This is a genomic window from Thermonema rossianum DSM 10300, assembly GCF_000426825.1.
In the GTDB taxonomy this organism is placed as follows: Bacteria; Bacteroidota; Bacteroidia; order Cytophagales; family Thermonemataceae; genus Thermonema; species Thermonema rossianum.
In genome coordinates this window covers 50,890-74,313 of sequence record NZ_AUGC01000011.1, presented here as the reverse complement: position 1 = coordinate 74,313, position 23,424 = coordinate 50,890, and the positions used below count along the sequence as shown (strand labels likewise).

General features: G+C 49.2%; 24 protein-coding genes and 1 tRNA gene. 14 read left to right on the top strand and 11 right to left on the bottom strand.

Features of this window, described 5'->3' with window-relative positions; genetic code table 11:
* Window positions 1-40: 40 nt before the first annotated feature.
* A complete protein-coding gene (gene pth / locus K384_RS08860; RefSeq protein ID WP_038031509.1) occupies window positions 41-601 on the top strand; it encodes an aminoacyl-tRNA hydrolase in 561 nt (186 codons plus the stop codon).
* 22 nt (window positions 602-623) lie between these two features.
* Window positions 624-1,124 (top strand): low molecular weight protein-tyrosine-phosphatase, encoded by a 501-nt coding sequence (locus K384_RS08855; RefSeq protein ID WP_038031508.1) that lies wholly within the window; start codon window positions 624-626, stop codon window positions 1,122-1,124.
* Window position 1,125: 1 nt separating this feature from the next.
* On the opposite strand, the gene K384_RS08850 is transcribed toward K384_RS08855, so the two are convergent.
* The 5 genes from K384_RS08850 to K384_RS13420 all read right to left on the bottom strand — a co-directional run bounded on the left by K384_RS08850 (window position 1,126) and on the right by K384_RS13420 (window position 5,411).
* On the bottom strand, window positions 1,126-2,172 hold the full coding sequence (locus K384_RS08850; RefSeq protein WP_038031505.1) for a glycosyltransferase family 9 protein: 1,047 nt from the start codon (window positions 2,170-2,172) through the stop codon (window positions 1,126-1,128).
* A gap of 3 nt (window positions 2,173-2,175) precedes the next feature.
* Entirely contained in the window at window positions 2,176-2,799 is a 624-nt protein-coding gene (locus K384_RS08845; protein WP_038031504.1) for a DUF4254 domain-containing protein, read from the bottom strand.
* A gap of 31 nt (window positions 2,800-2,830) precedes the next feature.
* Window positions 2,831-3,463, bottom strand: coding sequence for a DUF4159 domain-containing protein (locus tag K384_RS08840; RefSeq protein WP_038031503.1), 633 nt, complete (start codon window positions 3,461-3,463; stop codon window positions 2,831-2,833).
* Window positions 3,447-3,983 (bottom strand): hypothetical protein, encoded by a 537-nt coding sequence (locus K384_RS08835; RefSeq protein ID WP_038031502.1) that lies wholly within the window; start codon window positions 3,981-3,983, stop codon window positions 3,447-3,449. Before K384_RS08835 ends, K384_RS08840 begins: the two co-directional genes overlap by 17 nt.
* A 69-nt stretch (window positions 3,984-4,052) precedes the next feature.
* A complete protein-coding gene (locus K384_RS13420; RefSeq protein ID WP_051633275.1) occupies window positions 4,053-5,411 on the bottom strand; it encodes a C1 family peptidase in 1,359 nt (452 codons plus the stop codon).
* Between the two features lie 81 nt (window positions 5,412-5,492).
* On the opposite strand from K384_RS13420, the gene holA reads away from it, so the two are divergent.
* The 5 genes from holA to K384_RS08805 are packed head-to-tail and all read left to right on the top strand — an operon-like array spanning window position 5,493 to window position 8,408.
* Entirely contained in the window at window positions 5,493-6,539 is a 1,047-nt protein-coding gene (gene holA / locus K384_RS08825; protein ID WP_038031500.1) for a DNA polymerase III subunit delta, read from the top strand.
* Complete coding sequence (locus K384_RS08820; protein WP_038031498.1) at window positions 6,536-6,862, top strand: hypothetical protein; 327 nt, start codon at window positions 6,536-6,538, stop codon at window positions 6,860-6,862. Before holA ends, K384_RS08820 begins: the two co-directional genes overlap by 4 nt.
* The gene (locus K384_RS08815; protein WP_038031496.1) at window positions 6,852-7,340 is read left to right on the top strand and encodes a hypothetical protein; all 489 of its coding nucleotides are present in this window, start codon (window positions 6,852-6,854) and stop codon (window positions 7,338-7,340) included. The genes K384_RS08820 and K384_RS08815 overlap by 11 nt, the downstream gene beginning before the upstream one ends.
* Window positions 7,258-8,037: a phosphoglycerol geranylgeranyltransferase gene (locus tag K384_RS08810; RefSeq protein ID WP_038031494.1), complete on the top strand. Its 780-nt coding sequence runs from the start codon at window positions 7,258-7,260 to the stop codon at window positions 8,035-8,037. Before K384_RS08815 ends, K384_RS08810 begins: the two co-directional genes overlap by 83 nt.
* Complete coding sequence (locus tag K384_RS08805; RefSeq protein ID WP_157630111.1) at window positions 7,989-8,408, top strand: hypothetical protein; 420 nt, start codon at window positions 7,989-7,991, stop codon at window positions 8,406-8,408. The genes K384_RS08810 and K384_RS08805 overlap by 49 nt, the downstream gene beginning before the upstream one ends.
* Here K384_RS08805 and K384_RS08800 read toward each other — a convergent pair.
* The 4 genes from K384_RS08800 to K384_RS08785 form a co-directional block, all read right to left on the bottom strand.
* Window positions 8,403-9,590, bottom strand: a complete 1,188-nt coding sequence (locus K384_RS08800) for a phosphoglycerate kinase (protein ID WP_038031490.1) — start codon at window positions 9,588-9,590, stop codon at window positions 8,403-8,405. The two genes, K384_RS08805 and K384_RS08800, sit on opposite strands and share 6 nt — an antisense overlap.
* Before the next feature lie 123 nt (window positions 9,591-9,713).
* The gene (locus K384_RS13415; protein WP_051633274.1) at window positions 9,714-12,032 is read right to left on the bottom strand and encodes a tetratricopeptide repeat protein; all 2,319 of its coding nucleotides are present in this window, start codon (window positions 12,030-12,032) and stop codon (window positions 9,714-9,716) included.
* Window positions 12,033-12,122: 90 nt separating this feature from the next.
* Window positions 12,123-13,475, bottom strand: a complete 1,353-nt coding sequence (locus K384_RS08790; protein WP_038031488.1) for a hypothetical protein — start codon at window positions 13,473-13,475, stop codon at window positions 12,123-12,125.
* Between the two features lie 22 nt (window positions 13,476-13,497).
* Complete coding sequence (locus K384_RS08785) at window positions 13,498-14,868, bottom strand: toxin-antitoxin system YwqK family antitoxin (protein WP_157630110.1); 1,371 nt, start codon at window positions 14,866-14,868, stop codon at window positions 13,498-13,500.
* Window positions 14,869-15,007: 139 nt separating this feature from the next.
* Here K384_RS08785 and K384_RS08780 point away from each other — a divergent pair, with 139 nt between their 5' ends.
* Window positions 15,008-16,192: a glycosyltransferase family 4 protein gene (locus tag K384_RS08780; RefSeq protein ID WP_038031484.1), complete on the top strand. Its 1,185-nt coding sequence runs from the start codon at window positions 15,008-15,010 to the stop codon at window positions 16,190-16,192.
* Here the strand turns inward: K384_RS08780 and K384_RS08775 are convergent.
* Window positions 16,172-18,508 (bottom strand): DUF5686 family protein, encoded by a 2,337-nt coding sequence (locus tag K384_RS08775; RefSeq protein ID WP_038031482.1) that lies wholly within the window; start codon window positions 18,506-18,508, stop codon window positions 16,172-16,174. The genes K384_RS08780 and K384_RS08775 overlap by 21 nt on opposite strands.
* Window positions 18,509-18,634: 126 nt before the next feature.
* Here K384_RS08775 and K384_RS08770 point away from each other — a divergent pair, with 126 nt between their 5' ends.
* Both K384_RS08770 and K384_RS08765 read left to right on the top strand, forming a co-directional pair.
* Window positions 18,635-19,543, top strand: coding sequence for an MBL fold metallo-hydrolase (locus K384_RS08770; protein WP_038031480.1), 909 nt, complete (start codon window positions 18,635-18,637; stop codon window positions 19,541-19,543).
* Window positions 19,544-19,622: 79 nt separating this feature from the next.
* A tRNA-Met gene (locus K384_RS08765) sits at window positions 19,623-19,699 on the top strand.
* Between the two features lie 18 nt (window positions 19,700-19,717).
* On the opposite strand, the gene K384_RS08760 is transcribed toward K384_RS08765, so the two are convergent.
* Window positions 19,718-20,224: an SRPBCC family protein gene (locus K384_RS08760; RefSeq protein WP_038031478.1), complete on the bottom strand. Its 507-nt coding sequence runs from the start codon at window positions 20,222-20,224 to the stop codon at window positions 19,718-19,720.
* Window positions 20,225-20,330: 106 nt separating this feature from the next.
* Between K384_RS08760 and dcd the strand changes: the two genes are divergently transcribed.
* From dcd to K384_RS08740, 4 genes are all read left to right on the top strand, one after another.
* Entirely contained in the window at window positions 20,331-20,858 is a 528-nt protein-coding gene (dcd, locus tag K384_RS08755; protein WP_038031605.1) for a dCTP deaminase, read from the top strand.
* Between the two features lie 78 nt (window positions 20,859-20,936).
* A complete protein-coding gene (gene trxA, locus K384_RS08750) occupies window positions 20,937-21,725 on the top strand; it encodes a thioredoxin (protein ID WP_038031604.1) in 789 nt (262 codons plus the stop codon).
* Window positions 21,726-21,994: 269 nt separating this feature from the next.
* A complete protein-coding gene (locus K384_RS08745; protein WP_084147177.1) occupies window positions 21,995-22,471 on the top strand; it encodes a T9SS type A sorting domain-containing protein in 477 nt (158 codons plus the stop codon).
* A gap of 50 nt (window positions 22,472-22,521) precedes the next feature.
* A complete protein-coding gene (locus K384_RS08740; protein ID WP_038031474.1) occupies window positions 22,522-23,391 on the top strand; it encodes an outer membrane protein assembly factor BamD in 870 nt (289 codons plus the stop codon).
* The last annotated feature ends 33 nt before the right edge of the window (window positions 23,392-23,424 follow it).

Genomic DNA, 23,424 nt, shown 5'->3' with positions numbered 1-23,424 from the left:
TCTTTGCCATTTGTCATACAGAACCGAATCGCATACAAGGATGAAATATTTGATAGCAGGACTGGGAAACCCCGGCAACGAGTACTTAATGACCCGCCACAATATAGGCTTTATGGTACTTGACCGCCTGGCAGCCGGCAAAGAGCTTTCATTTACAACAGAGCGCTATGGTGACATAGCCCGGCTTTCGCATCGCGGGCGTAAGCTCATTTTGCTGAAGCCTTCTACATATATGAACTTGAGCGGAAAGGCCGTCCGTTATTGGCTTCAAGAAGAGAAAATTCCGGTAGAAAACTTGCTGGTCATTACCGACGATATAGCCCTGCCGTTCGGGAAGCTGCGCTTGCGCACCAAAGGCTCACATGGCGGACACAACGGGCTTCGCAACATAGAAGAGCTGCTTCAAACCAACGAATATGCCCGTTTGCGCATGGGCATAGGCAATGACTTTCCCAAAGGACAACAAGCCGACTATGTGCTGTCGCCTTTTAATGATGAAGAGCAGAAGCAACTGCCCGCCATTTTAGACAAAGCAGCGCAAGCCGTACTCAGCTTTGCCACCATTGGGGCTACCCAAACCATGAACCAATTCAACCGTTAACTTTTAAAACCATTTTACAGCTATGATAAAGGTATTATTTGTGTGTTTAGGCAATATTTGCCGCTCACCTATGGCAGAAGGAATTTTCAAAAAATTGCTCAAAGAAGAAGGACTGGAAAACAAAGTGATGGTGGATTCGGCCGGCACCGGCTCTTGGCATATAGGCGAGCTTCCTGATCGCCGCACCCGCCAAACCGCCGAAAAGCATGGTATCTTATTGAACAGCCGTGCCCGTCAAATCCATCGTGAAGACTTCGAAATATTTGATTACATACTGGTTGCAGACCGTAGCAATTTGCGCGACGTGGAGCGGCTGGCACAAGGCTGCCCTCACGCCAAGAGTAAAATCATGTTGATTCGTGCGTTTGATCCCATAGCCCCTCAATCGGAAGTGCCGGATCCTTATTACGGCGACCTGTCCGACTTTGAAGAGGTGTATCAAATTCTTGACCGTTCGTTGCGTCCGTTCTTGGACTTCATCAAGAAAGAGCACAGCGAACTGCTGCAAGAAATGCCTTCTTGATTCAGACAGACAACACCACTTTTTCGAGGCGCGCCATCACCTGCGCTGCCTCTATTCGCTCCATGCATGCCTTATCGCCGCGCACACAAGGATTGCTCCCAAAGATAGAGCAAGGACGGCAGTCTAAATCGTCGCGTTGAATCATGTTTTCTGCGAGCTGAAACAAAGGGGCAAAACCGGCATGCGGGTGTGTAGCGCCCCATACAGACACCACGGGAATGCCGGCCAAGGCGGCCAAATGCATGTTGGCCGAATCCATGCTCAACATGGCATCGAGGCGGTGCATCAGAAGCCATTCCCGGCGCAGCGACAAACAACCGGCCATATTGATTGCGCGGCCGGGATGCAAAGCACACAAAGCATCCATCAAAGCGGCTTCTTTTTTGCCCCCACCAAACAAAAAGACATGCCACTCCGGGTGGCGTTCCTTTATCAGGCGCAGCAGCGCCTCTACTTTATGCACGCCCCATTGTTTATTTTCGTGGAAAGCAAAAGGCGCAATGCCTATCCAAGGCGAAGACTTGGGCAGCAAAGCCATAGAGGCCAAGAAGTTGTCAATGGCTTGTTCGTCTTCTGCTGAAGGAATAAGGTATGGCGGTGGCAGCAAATCAGTGTCAAGCCCCAACTGCCGGAATGGGGTTGCATACATGTCAGTAACATGGGGCAGGGCAAAAGCAGCCCGCTCCCGTATAAAACGCTTGCGCAGCTTTCTGTTTTTAGAAATGCTCAAGCAGCGGACGCCCTGCAAATAGGCGATTGCTTTGAGCACATTGCTCCGCAGGTTCTGATGGGCATCAATGAAGTAGTCGTATTGCTTGATTTGCAGGTGCTTCCCCAAGCGCCATAGCCCGCCTATGCCCTTATACTCACCATCGACGTCGGCCGGCACAGGGCGCAAGCGCTCGATACCTTCAAAGAGGGAAGCCAGCTTAGGGCGCGTGAGCACGTCTATTTGCACGTCCGGATGCCGACGCAAAACAGACACCAGCACCGGCAACAAAAGCGCCACATCGCCCATGGCAGAGAAACGAACAACCAACAGGCGCACTGCTTATGATTTTGCTTTTTTGTACAAAACAGGATTGAGCGAAGCGTCGTTGTACATCTTCATTTGACGGTACACCTTCATGTAGCGCTCGCCGTTGAGAATATCTTCTATGAGCTCATCGAAACAGCGCGCCAAATCTTCTTTTTGCTCCAATAAGACATCAAGCTTTTGCCGGCATTTGGCGATATGCTGCTCGTCCACGTCGGTGCGCAAGGTTTGCTCCCGCATATGGTATATCTTGAGCATCAAGATAGAAAGGCGGTCTAAAAGCCATGCCGGCGTTTCGGAATTCATACGTGCGTGGGGCTTGCGTGCCACTTTTTGCTGCTCGAAATATTGCAAAAACCAATCGTCCATCAACTCCACGGTATCGGTACGCTCCTGGTTCGAAGCGTCGATGCGGCGTTTCAACTGGACCAGAGTTTCAGGCGCTATTTCAGGATCGCGAATCAAGTCTTCCAAATGCCATTGAACCGTGTCTATCCAGTTCTTTTTATAGAGCAGGTATTCCAAAGTATTTTCCGGATAGGGATTCTGCATGGGGGCATTTACGTCGTCGTGACGATGGTAGTCTTCTATAGACTGTTCAAATATGCGGATGCAGGCTTGCGCTTGGGGTCTTTCCATCGTTTTTTTGTGGCAAAAATACGCTTTTTGCTTATTGCATCAAAGCATAAAGGATGATATTCACGCCGAAGCGTGTGTTGTCTTCCACCAGGAAACGTTTGTTCCGGTAGTCGTAATCCCACTCGCAACCATAATCTTTGTTGCTGTAAAGCACAGCTATACGCCCGTCAATTTCTATGGCTTTCAGGTAATCGTGTACCAGGTCGTCGCCCCAACCGTTCAGCTCATAAGAGGTGGGCGGTGGCCCTTCCGGAAATTCAAAAAAACAGTGGTAGAGCCGATGTGTATTGGGCAGCTTACGAAGCGCTTGCGCACCAAAAATAACCGCCATCTGCCTTTCAAAAGACTTGGCAAACAAACCGTCGATGTCGTGATTGCAGTCATCGACGAAGACAAAACCGCCATTACGCACATAGCGTTCAAAGGTCCGGCGTTCTTTGTCGGTGAACTGCACCAAGCGGTGCCCGCTCATGTAACAAAAGGGGTAGTAAAAAATTTCGTCGCTCTCCAGCGAAACCACCTTTTCCTTGGGCTCTACCGGCAGGGTTGTGTAGGTAATCAAAGAGTGAAGCAAATTCGTGGGCATACGCTCGTCGGTGTACCAATCGCCCGAGCGGTATTGGATGCGTGCAAAGGTAAAAGGGGTTTTACGGCTGCTCTTCATGGTTGAAGTAGGTAGTTAGCTGGATACCAACCGGAACGGGAATTGGAAAGCCCGCCAAAGGCACACTGGTATCTATGTCCGTGTACAGTTCCAACTCATCGGCTGTAAGCTTTCGCACCTGGTAAGTCTGTGGCACATCTATGTTGAATGCCTGCAGCAACGAATCGATGCCCGGCGACAAAAAACTTACATTTTTTATTTCCAACGTTTTGGCATCGGCGCTTAGTGTCCAAGTGCCTTGCGAAGTCACTTCCCAAATACCTTGTGGGGTCAGCTCCAGCAGTTGGGCGGTGTAGTCCTTCTTGAAGTCCAATGCGATGCTGTCGAGCGTGGTATCTTCTCCCAGGCTGTCAACGGGCACACCGGCAATGCTTACGGCCACACCGGCCCGGTAGGCATACCACCGCTCTGCCGTAAGCCAGTCTTCGGGCTTGGGGCTATTGTCCTTTTTACTGCACGAAGCCAGCAAAGTAAGAACAAAAGCAGCCATCAAAGGCAAAAAATTGATTTTATTCATCATCGTAAAAGCTGTTTTGTCTTTTTAATAACGAAAAACCTCCGTTTAAAGGTTATTGGATAGCCGTTTTTTTTACTCTTCGCCTGCCTTTACGACCAAAGAAAGCGAAAGCACGCCTTTTTGCTCTATACTTTGCTGCTTAAATACAATTTTATTGCCATAAACAATTTGCTCTGCCGGCACAGAAATGATTTGCAGCAGTTTTTGCAAGCTTTCATCGCTTGGTTTATAGCTAATCAACTGACAGATGGAAGGCAAATGCAACGCTTCATGACTGACCAGTAGCACGTAGCGATCCACACTCTTGCCTTCTACCTCTAGCGGCACACGCAAGTCGGCGGCGCTGTAACTCAGCAAGTCGCTTTCGCCTCTGCCCGGAAACAGCGGCACGGCCTGCTGCCCTACCATGCCAATGACGTAGAAAAAAGCAGGTGATTCAAGCGACACATGCAACAATAAGTCAGAAGACGCCGTTTCGGGTGCTTCCTGTTTTACTATGAAACGTTCATCGCCGGCCGCAGCAGTCCGCTGCCAACGCAGGGGATACCCATCCGTTGTTTCAACGATGAGCTCGCCTTGCAAAGGTGGTGCCGGCAGTGCCATGCTCAGCTCAAAGGCTTCCAAACAAATGCGCTCCATGTCTTCGTAGCGTATCCACAAAAAACCGCCCTTGCCCCAGCCGGTCCCCCAACTGTTCATCACCTCAAAAGCGCCCCCGTAACGTGCATCATCGTAGCCCACCACCGTAAGGGCATGCCCGCCGTAAGGCTGCCCCGTTTCTATTTGCTCATTGGGTTGGGGCTGCCACACCTCACCGGCCGGAAACAGAAACGAATGTGTACAACAGCGAATGCCCACCACTACCGGCTTGCCGGCTGCCAAGCTTCTTTTGATATACAAAGCTTTTGCCGGGGCATCGCTGTCAAACAAACGTTGGTAGTGTGTCAGACGGTTGGCTTCCGCCATAAGCAGCCAGTCGGGGCGCAGGGGCTGCCGGTGGCAGGAGTCGCCATACAGATAGCGTGGCAAGGCGCCCACTTCCTTCAATACCTGCAGAGCTGCCGGCAAGGTAGCCCCGGCCGTACAGTTCAAGTCGTTCATGGGCTTCACCTGGTCGTAAACGAAGGCTGCCGAAAAAGCCTTGCGGGTAATTTCTTCGCCTGCCCACTGCTTTTGCCGGGCTGCCAAGATGGTGCGTGCCGCATAGGCCACTGCCCAACCTACACAGTCGCCGCGGTCGCCCTGGTTTTGGGGTGTAGGGCAGTATTGGCGCAAACTGAAACGGGAAGGCGCCCGCGTCAGGGCGGCCCGGTTCAAAGGGGCAATGACCGGCACACGATGATAAGCCAACGAGTCGTAAATATAGCCTTGTGCCGAAGCCGTCAAAGTGGTCAATAGAATAAGCAGTATGTTTGTGACGTAAAGAGTCATAAAAACAGGATATTCAGCATTCTTATAGTTTTTGGTAAATTAGCCAAAAGTTTCATTCAATATAAAGCCTTTTTTGAACTTATGGCCATTGTCAGTGCCCGGGAAGTGTTGTCACAATTGCAATCGAAGCAGGGAATTGCGCCCATTTATTTGTTGCACGGTGAAGAAGACTTTTTTATTGACCAAATAGCCCATTACTTCGAACATTTTTTCTTGCCCCCCGAAGCGCGCAGCTTCAACCAAAGTGTACTCTATGGTAAAGACATCAGCATAGGCGATGTGGTCAATCATGCGCGCAGCTTCCCCATGATGTACGATCACAGGTTGGTGCTTGTCAAGGAGTTTCAGGCGGTCAAAGACCTGAAAAAAAGCGAAAGCCTCAAACTCTTGGAAAAGTATGCGCAGGCACCTCTGCCTTCTACGGTCTTGGTTTTGTGCCACAAGGGGGGCTTTTTCGACAAACGCAAAGCGGTTTACAAGGCAATAGAGAAGCAGGGCATAGTGGTAGAGTCCAAACCTTTGTACGACAACCAAGTGCCCAAATGGATCGAAGAGTATGTGCAAAATAAAGGTGCCAAGATAGAACCCACGGCCATTCAGCTGCTTTTTGAGCACGTGGGCAATAATCTGAGCCGCCTTAGTCATGAAATAGACAAAATACTGCTGAACTTCGGTGAAGGCGAAGAAAAAGTCATCAAAGCGCAAGCTGTGTATGAATACGTAGGTATCAGCCGGGAATACAATGTGTTTGAACTGCAAAAAGCCCTGGGGCAAAAACAGCTGGCGCAGTGTATAAAAATCATTCGTTATGCTGCGCGCAATCCGAAGGCAATGCCTGCCATTCCAACCATTGCCATGCTTTACCGTTATGTCAATCAGCTATTGCTGGTGCATCACGCCCCCGATAAGTCAGAAAAAGCCTTGGCAGCCTTGTTGGAAGTGCATCCCTTTTTTGTAAAAGAATATGTGCAAGCCAGCAGGCGATACCGGGTGCAGGAATTGTATCACATGCTGCAAGTGCTTTTAGAAGCCGATAAGCGTGCCAAAGGCGTCGATGCCGCCCCGGCCTCCGATGCCGCCCTTCTTCAAGATATGATGTATCAATTTTTTATACCTTCACAATCATGAGTGACTTGAAAGAGTTGTTAAAGGACTATCTGCTGCTACGCTATGAGCAAGGCAAGGTCGATATTGAAGAGCGTATCGACAGCGTAGCCCACTCGCTGGTCAGCTTGTTGTTCATCAGTACCTTGCTTTCTTCTACCCTGCTGTTTATCAGTTTGGGCATAGCATTTTGGATAAATGCATGGCTGCACAGCGACTTTCTGGGCTTTCTCATTGTTGGTGGTACTTCCTTGCTTTTGCTCGTTGGTTTTCTTCTGTCCCGTAAACGATTTCCTTTCTATCAACGCTTGGTGAACAAAATAAAAGACAACGTACATGTCTCTTAAACAGCTATTGCAAGACCCTGCTTATCAAAGTCTTTCGGTAAAAGAGCGCAAAATTCTGCTTAAAAAACTTCAGGCAGAATATGAAGAGGCGCTCGTGCGGCAAGCCACGGAAACAGCTGCACGCTGGCAAGAGCGCGCAAAAAAAATAGCCATAGGTGCTGCCGTAGGCGTGGTGGTCTTTGCCGGCATTCAGTGGTTTCTTTCACGAAAGAAAAAACGGAAATACACCGCCTTGCCTTCCGCCTCGCCGGCTGCCCAAACCCCGCTTTACCTTCATGCTTCCAAGAAAAAAAATGCCTGGCATTATCTGTGGGACTACCTTCAAAAAGAAGCCGCTCACCTTCTGGCACATGAACTGAGCAAACAAATTCGTAAATTCGCAGAACAAACCATCAATGCACAAGCGCATGGGCACAGTGCTTCCGAAAATACAGACGCTCCGGCAGCAAGGACAGAAGGCACTGGCAGTACTCATTGATCCGGATGATACCGATCGGGCTCGCTGCCAACGTTTGGTGGCGCATGCATGCGAAGCAGGCGCTCATTTCTTCTTTGTTGGTGGAAGCCTTATTGTCTCTGACCGTCTCCATCAGGTCATTGAGTGGATACGCACCTACTCTGCCGGCATTCCTATAGTTCTTTTTCCCGGCAGCAATCTGCACATAGACGCTTCGGCCGATGCCATTTTGCTCTTATCACTGGTTTCGGGGCGCAATCCCGAATACTTGATTGGACAGCATGTGTTGGCTGCGCCTATACTCAAACGCAGCGGTTTGGAAATCATCTCTACTGCTTACATGCTCATCGATAGTGGTGCCCCCACTACCGTCACCTACATAAGCAACACAGCGCCTATTCCTCAAAACAAAAGCGACATTGCTGCCTGCACCGCCATGGCAGGCGAGATGCTGGGCATGCGGCTGGTTTATATGGACGCCGGCAGTGGGGCACTCACGCCCATTCCACCGGCCATGATACGCCAAGTGCGCAAAGCCATTGAAGCCCCGCTGGTCATCGGGGGTGGTATACGCACGGTTGCACAAGCCCAACAGGCCTGGACAGCCGGTGCCGATGTGGTAGTGGTAGGCAATGCGTTTGAAGAAGAACCGCACCTGGTCTATGACATGTGCCGCGCGGCACAGCAGGCAAGCAAGCACGGCTCGGATGTTCGTTAGGTTTTTGCTTGCTAAAAGTTGCCTTAGGTTTTGTACTGCTGTTTGCTGCCTTAAGCTTTGGTTGTTTCAAATGCTTTTGGCTTTTCGAACTTCTTGTTTTGCCGCTGCGCGCCCCTTGTGCTTTCAGCGCAAGCAGAAAATCTACTTTATTTCTTGTTGCTTGGTTTGGTGAGCATGGGATTTCTCACTTCGTTCAACATGCCCCAAGCGGTTGGACCCTCCAACTCTCTTTATTTTTTCTGTTTCAAGTGCGGAAAGCAAGTTGTTTTTCTTTAAAGAAAAACCCGGCCTCACCTAAAAAAGCTAAAAGCCCCTTACAGGCATTTTGTCTGCAAGGGGCGTACATCACAGTAGCAGGCTTTGATTTATGACTCCAGCGCCTTCACGCCGGGCAGTTCTTTTCCTTCAAACAGCTCGAGCAATGCACCGCCTCCGGTGGATACATAAGACACACGCCCGGCATATCCCAATTGGTTGACGGCTGCGGCCGAATCGCCGCCTCCCACCAAAGTGAATGCCCCCTTTTCTGTGGCTTCTGCCAGAGCCTCTGCCACGGCCTTCGTTCCTTCGGCAAAAGGCTTCATTTCAAACACGCCCATAGGACCGTTCCACAAGACCGTCTTCGATTGCACTATGGTTTCGTGGAACTGCTTGCGGGCTTCAGGACCAATATCCAATCCCATCCATCCGGCAGGTATCTGATTGCTGGGGGCAATCTGGGTGTTGGCAGTTTCGGCAAAAGCATCTGCCACCACCGAGTCGGCCGGTAATAGCAGCTGCACCCCTTTGTCTTCCGCTTTCTTCAAGAGAGTACGCGCCAAATCCAAGGCATCTTCCTCTACGATGGAGCTGCCTATTTCACCTCCCAATGCCTTGAAGAAAGTGTAGGCCATTCCGCCCCCTATTAAGAGGTTATCAACCTTTTCAAGCAGGCGCTCAATTACCAATATCTTATCCGACACTTTTGCCCCTCCAATGATGGCTGTGAAAGGGCGCTCTGCCTCTTCCATCACGCGGCGCGCGTTGTCCAACTCGGCTTGCATGACGTAGCCACATACTTTGTCTTTAAAGAAACGGGCTACTACTGCCGTAGAAGCATGTGCACGGTGGGCTGTGCCGAAAGCATCGTTCACGTACACATCGCCCAAGGCTGCCAGCTGTTTGGCAAATTGCTCATCGCCTTTGGTTTCTTCTTTATAAAAGCGCACGTTCTCAAGCAAAAGCACTTCACCTGCCGGCAGTTGCTTCACAGCCGCCTCCACTTTCTCACCTACACAGTCATCTACAAAGTGCACTTTGGTGCCCAACGCCTGCTCCAGATAGCCCACCAGGTGCTTAAGAGAAAAGCGCTCTTCGCGCTCCCCTTTGGGGCGCCCCAAATGGGACATTAAAATGGCGGCTCCCCCATCGTTCAATATTTTTTTGATGGTAGGCAAAGAGGCTTTCAAGCGGGTGTCATCGGTGATTTCAAAACGCTCATTCAAAGGCACGTTGAAATCGACACGTACCAGCGCTTTTTTCCCCGCAAAATTGTATTGGTCGAGATATAACATAGTTAATAAGTGATTTTTTAGGAATGGACAATGTGTGTTAAAACGTGTGCAATTTGCTAAAAAAGAAGCAGCTCTCCAAGGTCTGAAGAGCTGCTCAAAGGAAACAGGAAGCGTTCGTATCGCCTAAACGCGAACAGCTACCAAAGAGATATCATCGCGCTGTTCGGTCCCCTTCATGTATTCACGCAAGGTCTGCTCCAAAATTTCTTTTTGCTTTTCGAGCCGTTCCGTAGCAATAGAGGCCAGTAGCTCTACAAAGCGTTTTTCACCAAATTTTTTGCGCTCCGTTGCATTTTGTTGATCGATGAAACCATCGCTTCCCAAGTAGATATAACTTCCTCTCGGCATTTCAATTACATGCCGCTCAAAGCGCAGGTCTTCGTTCTGCACCCCGCCTATAGAACGGCGTGTCCCCTTTACAATCTTTACTTCGGTAGTGCCCTTCTCAATGTAATACAAAGGACGACGCGCGCCGGCAAAGGTAACCACTACCGTTTCTCTGTCCTTATCTTCGATGGTTGCCAATGCCACATCCATGCCATCGCGGTTTTCCGACTCTTCCTGATGCAGCGCCAAACGCACTTCTTTATGCAGTTTTTCCAGCACGGCATCCGGATCGGTTATGTTTTGCAGCTTTATCAGCTTGTCCAGCAGGGTGTTGCCAATCAAGCTCATGAATGCGCCGGGAACGCCGTGTCCCGTACAGTCAACCGAGGCTACAATTTTTTTGGTGCCTTTGAGATATACCCAATAGAAGTCGCCGGAAACAACGTCGCGTGGCCAGAAAATCACGAAATACTCTTTGAAGAGCACACTAAAGATAGCATTGCTGGGCAAGACTGCCTGTTGAATGGTTTTAGCTGCTTTGATACTGCTTTGGATGCGTTCGTTTTGCAGCTCCAACTCTTTTCTTTGCCTTTCGATTTCTTCGTTTTTCTTCGCCAAAGCACGGTTGGTTTTACGGGTTTGTATCAACCCTACGATCACCAACACAATGACCGCTGCTGCCAAGCCCAATACCAGTATGTAGTACTTTTTAATTTCTTTTTCTCTTTCAGCTGCCAATTCTGCCTGCTTACGGGCTTCGGCTTCGGCCTTGGCACGGGCTTGCGCTTCTTGTTGTGCTTTCAGCGCCTCGGCGGCTGCTTTTTCTGCCTGCAGTTTGGCAATAGAGTCAGCGGCAGCCTTTTCGCGGGCTGCTTCGGCACGTGCCCGCTCCAGTTCAATGGTCCGCTGGCGCTCCAAGGCAAGGCGTCGCTGGCGTTCGAGCTCAGCTTCTCTTTCTGCCCGCAAGCGTTCTTCTTCTGCCAATTTGAGTTGTGCATCTTGTAGCTCCTTTTCTTTTGCCAAGCGCTCACGCTCGGCGCGTTCTTTTTCTCTTGCCAGCTGTGCTTCCCGCAATTGAGCTTCCCGCTGTGTCAGCTCCAGCTGATAGCGCAGCTGCTCGCGCTGACGAATTTCTTCTTGTACACGCAGTTCGTTTTCTACTTCCAAACGTTTTTGCTCATATTCAGCCATTTTATCGTAACGCTTGCGGCTTTTGTAAAGGTCTTCCATTACTTTATAGCTGAAGACCAGCGTTTGTTTGTCGCCGGCTTCCTGCGCCAGCTTAATGGCAGTTTCAGCCGCATCGAAGGCTTTATTCATGCGGTTGGAAAGCATTTCGTTGATGGCTATGTAGTTGTATATATTGGCCATCTCCGACTTATCGCCGCTTTCGGTGGCAATCGCCAAAGCCCGGTTATAATAATCGGCTGCCTTATCGTATTGCCGCAAGTTGGTATACAATACCCCTATGTTTTGCAAGACCACTGCCTGTTCGGCTTTTTTAAAGATGTCGGGGTTTCCCGTTGCCAAAGCGTAGGCTTTCTCAAAGGCTTCAAGTGCACGCTCCGGCGAACTCACTTTCTTATGCAAAAAACCAAGGTTGTTGTACAACTTAAATTGACTGCGTTTGTCGTTTATCTGCCGGGCCAAGGTCAAAGCCTCTTCGGTATATTCAAGCGCACGGCGGTAATCTTCGGCCTTGGATGCCACTTCTGCAAGGGCTTCCAAAGTGCGAAGCTCCCCATTTTTATTGCCCCACTGACGGTAAATGAAGAGAATCTGCTTATAAATTGCTTCTGCCTTCTTGTATTCTTTCAATTCAGCATGACAAATAGCGTTTCGCTCCATCACGCTGATGCGCTGCTCAAAGCCAAAACGGTCAACCGGGACGTTTTGCATCATTTTCGCAGCGTTTTCATAATACTCTATTGCTTTGGAATAGACACGCTGCGCTTCGTAGGTCAGCCCTATCTGATAGGCTATTTCAGCCCTTGCTTCAGGCGAAGTAGCTGTATTGTATTGTTCAATCAGCTGCTCTACGTTCTGTGCCCGGCCATCTACTGCCCACAAGAGGCAGGCAAGCAACAGTAAAAAAGCGATTTTTATTCTTTGCATAACTTACACGCTATTTGCCATACTACACTGTAAGTATAGAAAATATTTTTTCTATAAACAAGTTTTTTACTTATCAATCAAGCGCATGGCTTATCTGATACTCAGCTCGTAGCACCCCCAGTTATAGGTGGTATTTCCGTTGTCATCGATAATATAGGGGTTTTCGGGGTCGCCTTCTATCAAAGAAATGAAGCGATGGTTTTCTTTGAGCCCTTCAAAGTACAGCACAAAAGGTATCAACTCCCCATAAACCATGGGCATATACGCCGGAGCTGTGGGGATGCCAAACACTTTTTTTACAGGAAATTTAGTGGCGGAAGCTATGTCGTAGGCTGTAAAAGCGTTGTCGGTGCCGGGTGGCGGGGTATATACTATTGCCCCGTTATGCAGTGTAATGTTTTGGAAGTGAAAATATACCAAGGCACCATTGGCGGTATATTGAATTTTATCGACATACAAGCCACCGCCCCGTTGGTCACACTGAAAAGAAAGTTGCTTTTCTTTTTGCACGGGGTTTTGTGCCAAAAAGCTTTCCAAAGGCTCTGCCCCTTCTTTCAACTTGCCCTGAGCAAAAAGCAGAGTGCGTGAAGGTTTACCACTACGATAGCTGTCTTCGGTTTTGCCGTCTCTTAATCCATTTTTCACTTCTATGCGTGCATACACACGGCTTAGAGGGGCGTTGCGGTCTTCAATGACCCCGGTAAATGGCTGCCCCGAGGCAGTCAAAAAAGTTTCTTGCTTCAGTATGTCATAATCATAAATGCGCAGGCAATAGGCATTGTTGTTTGGATAGTATTCTTTCCACTCGCCTACCCGGCGGTTCATATCATAGCGCCCTTCTTCTTTTACATAGGGGCTTCCGGTGCTGTCTATGAATATTTTTTTATAGGCCCCATGAAAAAACTCATTGAAACTGTCGCCCACAGGCTTGCGGTAGCCTTCGGCTTGCACTTCGCCGGCCGTAGAGAAAAAGGTAAAGCGTACTTTCCACTGTTGTCCTTCCCGTCCTAAATACTCTACCCTTTTATCAACGCCTTCTTTACCGGGGAAGTAGTAGTCAACACGCTTCAATTCACCTTTTTCATAAAGCTCTTCTGTCTCCAGTTCGCCAAACACATAGTTTTTTACCATGCCGTCTTTCAAACCGGCAAAAAAATGCCCCTCCATGATGAGCTGCTTTTCGCCATCGAGTCCTTCTATGTAAAGCTTCACTTCACCATGGAGAGGTTTGCCTTTAAGCATACCCACCCCACTCTGCACTGTGTTGTTTTCCAACCAAAAATACTCCTTGGAAGGCTCAGGCTTGATACCGGTGCAGTTGATGCATACCGATACTTCGCCCTTGTATTCATCCGTTTCAATCTTTTCCATTTTTGACTGAAACTGTTGGGCAGCTCCCCACAAGGGAATGCCCAGCGCCAAGCAGAGCAGGTAAGCTTTCATGGTACATAGAGATTTAGAGTTGTTATTTCACATTGACCTCGTAGCACCCCCATAGATACTGAGCGGTGCCGTCTTCTCTTACAATATACGAATTTAATGGGTCACCTTCAACTATGCTGATGAAACGATTGGCAGGACTTAAGCCGTCAATCACCAACTGAAAACTGATTTGCTCGCCAAAGGTGATGGGATAAAATGAAGGGGGCAACTCTATGTTGAAAATTGCTTTTACAGGAAACACTTTCTGTGTAGCTATGTCAATAGCGGCAAAAGCATCGTCCGCTCCGGGTGCTCCGGTAAAGACGCTTGAGTAGGGCTTCAGCGAAAGCGCCCGGAAGTGCACATACACAATGGCTTCGTTTTTATCGGTATATTGAATCTTATCAATAAAGAGCCCGCCTCCACGCTGGTCGCATTGCAGCTTCAACTTGGCTTCTTTTACGATGGTGCGGTTTTTCAGAAAAGCACGAAAGGCATGCGTGTCGTTATAGTTGTCTATGGGTACGCCGTTGGCATAGTTCACTTGCTTTTGGTAAGTGTCTTTGCGATAGGCAAACTTGGATACCCCATTGCGCAAGCCGTCTTTCACCTCATATTCCCCCACACGGATACGATGGTTAAAGATTTCATCCACCACCGTTCCGGTGAAAGGTTGCCCGTCTTTCAAGAATTTTTCTGACACCAATAAGCCTTGCTCGTCATAGGTACGTATGCCCACTACTCCATCGTTGTAGTAAGTTTTCCATTCGCCTACCCGGTTGTTCATGCGGTAGGTACCTTCTTCTTTGAGCTCTTCCTGGTCTTTGTAGAAATAGAAGCGCTTATACACGCCGTCGAAGATGTGAATCAGTTCGCCGTTGCGCTCCTGTTCAATACCTTCGCCCTCAATACGGCTGGCAAACGTATGATAGGCCACCTTTACACGGGCGCCTTCCGGTCCTTTGCCCAGGTATTCCACGGTGTGGTCTATCTCTACCCCTTCGCCCTCCGACTTGGGAGCATAATATACTCGTTTTTTAAGCTGCCCTTTGTCGAAGACTTCCACCAGCTCGAGCACACCAAACACATAGTGCTTAAGCTCACCATCGGGCAGCCCCTGCACAAAAGTGCCTTCCATAATCAACTCTTCGGTGCCGGGCTCCATGCCTTCATTAAAAAGCTTGGCTTTGCCATGGAGTACTGTGCCCTCTACTTTTCCCTTGCTTTTCTCTACTTTACCGTCTTTTAGGAAATAATAAGTAAGCGCTGCCTGCGGCTGCACCCGGCAGTCCATACATACTTCCACTTCCCCTTGATACTCATCGGTCTGTAAGGTCTTCTTTTCAACGGTTTGAGCATATGCAAGGCTCACTCCCAAAAGCATGGTCGCTACAAATAGTCTAAGTTTTTTCATATTGCTTACATTTAATTTATACTGTGTAATGAAACGGTTAAGCCTTGATTAACAAAGATAGAAAATTCATCTTTTTTGCAATAGAAAGTTTTACAAACCTTTAAATAAGGCAAAAATTCACAAGGGCAATTTTTCAAAAATGAAGATTTTATACCTGCATCAATACTTCAAAACGCCGGCACAAAATGGTGCGCGCCGCTCTTATTACCTGGCCACGGCACTTGCCGAAGCGGGCTGTCATGTAAAGGTTATCAGCAGCCGGCAACAAAAGAGCACCCCTTCCGGTCCCCCACTGCCCAAGCGCCTGCAAGTGAAGGCTTACTATATTCCTTATGACAACCACTTTTCTTGGATAAAACGTTTGTGGGCATTCGTTCAGTATGCCGGGCTCGCTTTATATCATGCCTTCATTGACCGCTACGACTGGTTGTATGCCACCTCCACGCCGCTCACCGTAGGTTTTGTGGCTTATTTTGCCCACCGCCTGCGCGGCAAGCCTTATGTGTTTGAAGCAAGGGATTTATGGCCCGAAATTCCTTTTGCTTTGGGATTCTTCAAGCGGCTGCCTTTGCTGCAAAAACTCCTATACAGCCTCACGGCAAAAGTGTACCGGCATGCACGGCTGGTAGTAGCCGTATCGCCCTCCATGAAAGCCTATATCAAACAACGCTACGGTATTCAGCATGTAGTGTGTGTTCCCAATATGGCGGATGACTTATTTTTTCAAGTGCCGCTTCATTGCTCTGCCTCCGTGCCTTTGCGTATGCTGTATGCCGGCAGTTTGGGCGAAGCCAATGACTGTCTGCGTATGCTTCAATGGCTGCATGCCTTGCCGCCATCTTTGCAACAGCAGGTGCGGCTCAGCATCATGGGCAACGGCAAACAAAAACAAGCCATGCAAGCGTATATTGACCAATACGGCATGCAAAAGATGGTCCGGTGGTTGCCGGCCGGCAATGCCGAAGCCGTGCAAGAGGCATTTGCCGGGCACGATGCGTTTTGGGTCTGCTTTGCACCTATTCCATGGATAGATACGGGCAGTCCCAATAAGTTTTTTGAAGGATTGGCCGCCGGACGCATTGCTTTATCGACGCTACCCGGATGGACTGCCCATGTGTTGCGGCGCTATCGCTGTGGCTTTGTTGTGCACAGTGCCGAAGAGTTGCAAAAAAGCATAGAAAAGCTACTGGACGCCCAATTGCGCACAAGCATGCAACAAAATGCACGCTGGGTGGCACAGCGCTATTTTCATAGAAGGCAGCTCACACGTAAGTGGTTAAGCGCCCTGCATAAATATGGTTTGCTAAAATCCTGTCCGGAATGACACTTTGAACACCCAATTATCAGACGCAGCGGGCAGGTGGTAAGCACCATAGCGGTAAAAAACCCCGGCACCTATACGTAACTTCGAAAAAAAGCTGCCCATGCTATAAAGCCCATCGAGCACACAACCGCTTTCCCAATACCCTTTTTCCATGGTTTGAAAGGCAATATTGCCGTGCAGAGCAGGTTCTGCCAAGGTGCCCCAAGCCGCTTTCTGCAACACTCCCACGCGCGGACGAATGATAAAAAGATTCAAGGTAGGCGACCATAATTCCACAGCCCCCATGATGTAGGTATCGGAAAGGAACTCATACAGCCCCATGGTTTGAAAGTTCTCCGGGGCTTCAAACCAAAGGTCCGGGTCATAAGCAGCCGCCCCATGCATCAGTTTCAAAGCCGGCACTTCGCCCCACACGCGCGCGCCTTCGGTTCGTAAACGCAATTCGCCAAGGCGCAGCAAAGGCAGGTTCCAACGCCCCATCCACTGAAGACGGCGATAATCATAGCCTTCATTGCCCACACGCCAGCCCTGTGCATAAGCAAGCAGCAATTGGGGATAAGCTGCCGCTATCAAACGGGGGCGCCCGGCAGTCCAGGCATAGCGCTCCCCGAAGGTGTAGCTCAACTGCAGCTTGCTTTCTGCAAACAGAAAATCGTTTCTACCGGGCTCCTGCATGAAAGCATAGTCAAATTGTGGGCGGTAACGTCCTTCTTCCCAACCTACGAGCAGGTGCCAAGCCGGCAAAGGCTGCAAGGCTATGCCGGCACGCCAGCTATCTACCACGCTCATACGCTCGGCATAGAACGCACGCCAGCCGCCCGCCATCGCACCGGCATGCAGGTCATGTTCAAAGTGCAGTTGTCCCGGTTCCTCCACATCATGCTTAAAGCCGCCCCAAACAGACAGGTTGATGTCTTTCCACAGCAGAAGGCTTCCGTCAGCTCCATATTTCCAGGCAGCATCTCGAAAGCCATAGGCTGCGTAGCCGCCCACACGCAACGGCGCCCACAAGCGATGACCGGTGTAGAGTGCCGCCCCCAGGCGCAAACCTTGGTATTGGTCGTAATGAAGCAGGGAATTGAAAGGAACCTCAAAATAGTGCAACAAAGGAATGCTTTGATACCAAGCCGTAGATAAAAGGTTATTTATTCTCTTTTCAAAACCGGTAGCTTTACTCACCGAGTCGCCCCAAGCATAGGTGGCCATGGCTTTTTCGGAAAGAGAATCGGGGCGCACCTTTTCCCACTCATTGAAGCGATGCGCCTGCGGATGGATTTCAAAAGCTACGGCTGCTTTCTTTTTCAACTGCACCCCCAACGCCACTTGTTCTATGCGTGTGCGGTTGACAAAACGCAAAGGATAAGCCCCTCCCGAACCGGTGCTGTCCTGCGTGCTGAGACGTATCTCGTTGAATACATAATCTACCGATAACTGACGCGGAAACCAGTACCCCTCCACTTTTTCGTAAAGTTGATGTATCTGAAAAGCAACTTCCACTTTGGGCGTGGCGTTTTTTATCATTACCCCTTTCAAGGCATAGTCGGGCAGGTGCACATACAAAATACCTTTCAGCTGTGTTTCAGCGGTATTGACCTCCCATGGCTCGAAGGCAACCACCAAAATGGTGTCGTTTATGCCCGCCAAAGTATCTTTTAAAACAAAGTCGAAAATACGCCAGCTCCCCGGACTCACAGGATTCACATACGTGCGCCCCAAAATCTTCAACGGGCTTTCATAAAGAGAAAACGGCATAATCTGCTCACCCAACAAGGCAAACTCCGGTCTTTGAAAACCCATCATTTTGTTGGCTATCACTTCCGTATGCACATAGCCCGGGCGCTTGTACTCGCTGACACTGATGTTTTCAGCAAAAAAGAAGTAGCGTTTATCCAAGAATTCTATCAATTCCCGGGTGACCGTGTCAAGCAATGATTTTTCGTAGAGGTCGGCCGGCAAATCGACAGTAGCCAGCTGCTGATTGTAGCTTTTAAAGCGGTAAGAATCGTAAAACGCCGGATTGTGCTGCTTTCGGCGGCGTATTACCTCACGCATAACGCCCACCGCCGGGTCTTCGGCAGCTGCCACCACCACTTCGCCAATGGCATAACTGGTAGGCAGCAGACCAATCACACGCCGTCTTAGCGGCAGTGTATCGGTCAGTGTTTCGTATCCTACATAAGAAAACACCACCTTACCTTTGGTAAGGCTATCGGGCAGGCTGAAGTAGCCCCTGTCGTCTGTAGTAAATACCAGCTGGTAGTCGCTTACCCATATGTTGGCAAAAGGCAGGGGTTCCTTGGTTTGAGCATCAATCAAACGCCCCTTTTGTTGAGCCAATAGCGGTAAGTATAAAAGCATTCCCAATAAGCACAACGCAGCGCAACGCATAAGGCAAAATTTAGTATCTTCCTTTCCAAACGGAAATCAAAGATAAAAAGTAACATGAAAGTATACACGCTTGACCTTTCTTTTCTGGATATTCCACAAGCCATTGCTGCTTTTTTGGTTGAAGCCGGCGACACCCATATTTTGATAGAAACTGGTCCTTACTCTACCATCCGGCAGCTTGAAGGCAGCCTGCAGGCCCTGGGCAAGTCTGCCGCTAAGCTTGATGCCGTATTGGTTACACATATTCACTTAGACCATGCCGGCGCTGCATGGTACTTCGCACAAAAAGGCATTCCGGTGTATATGCACCCCATTGGCGCGCCCCATATGGCCGACCCTTCCAAGCTGCTACAATCGGCGCAGCGCATCTATGGCGACCAAATGGAACGCCTGTGGGGCACACTCAAGCCTATTCCAGAAGCATGCTTGCACACGGTGTCGCACGGCGAAGAGCTGCACATTGGCAACTGCCGCATAAAGGCATGGCATACACCCGGCCATGCCATTCATCATGTGGCGTGGCAAATAGAAGACCATTTGTTTACTGGCGATGTGGCCGGCGTGCGTATCGGCGGCAGCTTGGTGGTGCCGCCCTGTCCTCCACCCGACATAGACGTGGAAGCCTGGGACCAATCCATCGAAATCCTGCGCAGGCAAGCGCCCGGGCAATTACTGCTCACTCATTTTGGCGCATACACCGATGTGCTGCCTCATTTGCAAGAGCTACAAGAGCGCCTGCATGCTTGGGCAGACTGGATGCGCCCCCATGCCGAAACCGGACGCCCCGCACAAGAGATAGTACCCCTCTTTCAAGACTTTGTGCACAGCCAATTGCGCGCTGCCGGCCTGAACGAACAGCAAATCGCACGCTATGAAGCAGCCAATCCGTCTTTTATGAGCGTGGCAGGTTTGTTGCGCTACTGGAAAAAGAAGTTCGAAAAACAAAAAACTGAAAATCAATAAAGAGAACAAAGGCGGTGTAAAAAAGTAGATTTTTTTCTTGCACAAAAGGAAAATAAGCCCTACTTTTGCAACACCAAATGGCGAGGTAGCTCAGCTGGTTAGAGCGTCGGATTCATAACCCGGAGGTCGGGGGTTCAAGTCCCCCCCTCGCTACCAAACAGAAAGGAAGCAGCCTCATGCAGAGAGGCTGCTTTTTTGTTTTAGTTCATTTTGCGCCTGCCAGCTGCCGAAGCGGCGTTCCAAAGTGCGAAAACGGTAGTCGAAGATTTGCTCGAGGCGTTTCCTTACGAACAAAGCATGTGCCAGGCGTCCCAGCACACCCATTGGCAGAGCATAATGCACCAAGTCTGTCATCTTAACGCCCCCTTCCACTTCTTCGAACCAATGCTGATGGTGCCACAGCGCATAAGGACCAAAGCGCTGCTCATCTACGAAATAATGAGGTGCCTGCACATGCGTAATTTCAGTGAGCCAGCGCATGGGGATGCCCCACAACGGGCGCACCACATAGCCAACAATCATGCCCGGATACATGGCTTTGCTTTCTTCGATAAGTACAATATCGAATCCCATATCCGGCGGTGTAATGTCTTTTAAATTGCGGGGCGAAGAGAAAAAATCCCATGCTTCGGCAAGAGTGATGGGCAAATACTGCTCTCGTTTTAACTGATACACTTTCATGCTTTTATTTGCTTTTAAATTCTATGCTTCAACCCGATGTAATACCTTTTTGTTTTTTGTAGCTTTGCGGCAACGTTCATCATCTGCACAAACAGGCAACTGCCCTATGATACTTTCAGGTAAAGAGATTGCACGCCGCATTGGCAAAGACATCATCATCGAGCCATTCAACCCCGAGCAACTGAACCCCAACAGCTACAACTTGCGTCTGCACGATGAGTTGCTGGTATATAGCGACCCCGTACTGGATATGAAAAAGCCCAATGCCTATGAGCGCATCCGCATTCCGGAAGAGGGCTTGGTGCTCGAACCCAACAAGCTGTATTTGGGGCGCACTATGGAATACACCGCCACCGAAGGGCTGGTGCCTATGCTCGAAGGGCGCTCATCGGTGGGGCGCTTGGGACTCTTCGTCCACGTGACTGCCGGCTTTGGCGACGTGGGCTTTGCCGGCTATTGGACACTCGAGATATTCTGTGTGCAGCCCATACGCATCTATGCAGGCGTAGAAATTTGCCAAATCTATTATCACACCATAGAAGGCGACTACGAGCGTTACCGCAGTGGTAAATACCAGAATAACCGTGACGTGCAACCCAGCCTTTTGTACAAAGATTTCGAAAAAAAGAAGTAACCCCTGCCTTGGAATGATTTGCAGACTTCTTTTGTTGCATCGAATGAAAGAAACATCATACAAAAAAAGGAGGAAAGCATGATGGACTTTGCAAAAGAAGTCATTGCGCGCAGCCACGAAGTACCGGTATTGGTTGATTTTTGGGCGCCATGGTGTGGTCCTTGCCAGTTTCTGGCACCGGTGCTTGAAAAGCTGGCAGCCGAAGCACAAGGGCAATGGGCGTTGGTCAAAGTCAATACCGATGAAGAGCCGGAAATAGCCGCCCAATACCATATTCGAGGCATTCCGGCCGTAAAGCTGTTTCATCGTGGCGAGGTAATAGCCGAATTCACGGGTGCCATGCCGGAGTTTCAACTCAAACAGTGGTTGGCCAAACACTTGCCCGATCCGCTGCGCGAACGCATAGAAGCATTATTTGTGCAATTACTTGAGGTAGCCCCCGCCGAAATAGCAGAAAGCATAGAAGCTCTTTACCGGCAACACGGCGACAAAGAAGAAGTAAAGCTCCTGCAGGCGCTTTTGCTTTTACGCCAAGACAAAGCTCAAGAAGCGCAACAACTATTGCAGGAAGCCCATCCACAAGAGATGTTGTGGATTGAGCGCAAACAGCAGTTGCTTACCCTCGCCGAATTCCTTGACTGCCAAGCCGAAGGTGCCGCTCAAACCGCCATTGAACAGGCGCAACAGTCATGGCACAGCGGCAACTTGGCACAAACCATCGAACACCTGATTCAAGCGGTCATGCTGGACAAACGCTTTCAAGACGAGTTGCCCCGCCGCGCAACCATTGCGCTTTTTCAGCTCTTGGGCGAAAGCCATCCATTGGTCAAACAATACCGCCGCCGCTTCGATATGGCTTTGTACTAAAGGCACTGTCTGTTTTAATATAGTGCTGCTTTGCTCGATGACAGGGCGAAGCAGCTTTTTTTTAAAAAAAATTCACCCTGCCATGCAACCTTTTCCCTCCTTGATGCATCTAATTGAATGAAAAGCAAAAAACGGCAGATTATTTTTCTGTAAACTTTCGAACAGAATGCAAACTTATACGTATCTTTGTATAGTGCAATTGCAATAAAATATCGCTAACTTTTGTTATAAAAGTGAACAAAATAAACGCAGAAGGTTAAGTCATATTCATGAAACACTCATACTCCGTCATATCGTTCTTTTTGGGGCTGCTCGTTGTAGGGCTGCTCAGTGGCATTGCCAAACGGCCGATGCAAGATTATGTGGCATCGGTGTACAAGCGCACTGCCCATGCAGCAGTAGCCGTTCCAATGAACGACAAGGACAACCCCAATGCAACGGACAAAAAAACCGGCGAAGAACCGGAAGAGTTTTTAGTTAATCTGCCACAAATCAGCATTTCATTGGCTTATCCCAATCCTGCTTCCGAGTACGTGTTTTTCAATTATCAAATTCAAGACCGCACCCACCGTTATTTCATTGGCATCAGCGACGTGCTGGGGGCGCAGTCGCGCATGTATCCCTTGGATCCCGACAGCCGGCAAATACGCATCCACCTGAACGAGATGGTGTCAGGCATTTATTTTTACTCTCTGTGGATGGATGACCGTGTGATAGCCACGCGCAAACTAATTGTAAAACATTGATTTTTTCCCTACCTTTGCGCATTGCAATAGTTCACAGATATTTACCATTTATGACGCGCACACATCTACTGCTTCTCACATTTGCCTTGCTGTTGAGTGCCTGTAGTAAGTTTACCCGCCTGCAACGTAGCAACGACGTGCAAGAAAAATATGCGGGCGCCATGGAGTTTTACGAAGACAAAGACTACTACAAAGCCAGCCTGCTTTTGGAAGAAATCATTCCTATTCTACGCGGGACAACTCAGGCAGAAGAAGCACAGCTCACCTTGGCTTATTGTTATTACTATCAAAAAGATTATACCCTTTCTGCCTTTTACTTTAAGCGTTTCTACCAGACCTTCGGGCGAAGCCCCAAAGCTGAAGAGGCTATGTATATGTATGCCTATTCGCTGTACAAGAACTCACCTGAACCCAATCTGGACCAAACCGATACGGAAAAAGCCATTACGGCCTTTCAATCTTATTTGAACGCTTACCCCACCAGCAGCCGCACCGAAGAGTGTAACCGGCTCATCAAAGAGTTGCGCAGCAAGCTGGAAATCAAAGCCTATGATTTGGCCAACCAATACTACAAACGTGACCTTTACCAAGCGGCGGTCATCACACTTTCAAACTTCATAGAAAAATATCCTGACTCTGATTACCGTGAAGAGGCTTTCTACAAGCGCTTGCAAAGTGCTTATCTGTTTGCCAAGAACAGTATTCTAAACAAACAGGCAGAGCGTTATCAAGAGGCTATCAACTATTATGAAGAGTTTGCCGAACGCTATCCGGAAAGCGAGTGGTTGTCAAAAGCCAGCAACATCTACGAAAAAGCAGTGGAAGGCTTGCGCACTGCTCAAGAGCAAATGAAAGAACTGGAAAAACTGCAGAAGCCGAAAAAAGAAGAGGAAGAAGATAAAGCCCAGCCTTCATTTTAAGTTAAGTAAAAAACTTGCTGAAAACCCAAATCC

Coding starts and splice junctions, on each gene's coding strand:
- K384_RS08800 (WP_038031490.1), bottom strand. CDS start 9,590: ATGTTATATCTCGACCAATACAATTTTGCGGGGAAAAAAGCGCTGGTA.
- K384_RS08845 (WP_038031504.1), bottom strand. CDS start 2,799: ATGGAAAGACCCCAAGCGCAAGCCTGCATCCGCATATTTGAACAGTCT.
- K384_RS08840 (WP_038031503.1), bottom strand. CDS start 3,463: ATGAAGAGCAGCCGTAAAACCCCTTTTACCTTTGCACGCATCCAATAC.
- K384_RS08740 (WP_038031474.1), top strand. CDS start 22,522: ATGACGCGCACACATCTACTGCTTCTCACATTTGCCTTGCTGTTGAGT.
- K384_RS08810 (WP_038031494.1), top strand. CDS start 7,258: ATGCACAAGCGCATGGGCACAGTGCTTCCGAAAATACAGACGCTCCGG.
- trxA (WP_038031604.1), top strand. CDS start 20,937: ATGATGGACTTTGCAAAAGAAGTCATTGCGCGCAGCCACGAAGTACCG.
- K384_RS08790 (WP_038031488.1), bottom strand. CDS start 13,475: ATGAAAGCTTACCTGCTCTGCTTGGCGCTGGGCATTCCCTTGTGGGGA.
- K384_RS08820 (WP_038031498.1), top strand. CDS start 6,536: ATGAGTGACTTGAAAGAGTTGTTAAAGGACTATCTGCTGCTACGCTAT.
- K384_RS08780 (WP_038031484.1), top strand. CDS start 15,008: ATGAAGATTTTATACCTGCATCAATACTTCAAAACGCCGGCACAAAAT.
- K384_RS08760 (WP_038031478.1), bottom strand. CDS start 20,224: ATGAAAGTGTATCAGTTAAAACGAGAGCAGTATTTGCCCATCACTCTT.
- K384_RS08815 (WP_038031496.1), top strand. CDS start 6,852: ATGTCTCTTAAACAGCTATTGCAAGACCCTGCTTATCAAAGTCTTTCG.
- dcd (WP_038031605.1), top strand. CDS start 20,331: ATGATACTTTCAGGTAAAGAGATTGCACGCCGCATTGGCAAAGACATC.
- K384_RS08745 (WP_084147177.1), top strand. CDS start 21,995: ATGAAACACTCATACTCCGTCATATCGTTCTTTTTGGGGCTGCTCGTT.
- K384_RS08770 (WP_038031480.1), top strand. CDS start 18,635: ATGAAAGTATACACGCTTGACCTTTCTTTTCTGGATATTCCACAAGCC.
- K384_RS13420 (WP_051633275.1), bottom strand. CDS start 5,411: ATGACTCTTTACGTCACAAACATACTGCTTATTCTATTGACCACTTTG.
- K384_RS13415 (WP_051633274.1), bottom strand. CDS start 12,032: ATGCAAAGAATAAAAATCGCTTTTTTACTGTTGCTTGCCTGCCTCTTG.
- holA (WP_038031500.1), top strand. CDS start 5,493: ATGGCCATTGTCAGTGCCCGGGAAGTGTTGTCACAATTGCAATCGAAG.
- K384_RS08855 (WP_038031508.1), top strand. CDS start 624: ATGATAAAGGTATTATTTGTGTGTTTAGGCAATATTTGCCGCTCACCT.
- pth (WP_038031509.1), top strand. CDS start 41: ATGAAATATTTGATAGCAGGACTGGGAAACCCCGGCAACGAGTACTTA.
- K384_RS08785 (WP_157630110.1), bottom strand. CDS start 14,868: ATGAAAAAACTTAGACTATTTGTAGCGACCATGCTTTTGGGAGTGAGC.
- K384_RS08835 (WP_038031502.1), bottom strand. CDS start 3,983: ATGATGAATAAAATCAATTTTTTGCCTTTGATGGCTGCTTTTGTTCTT.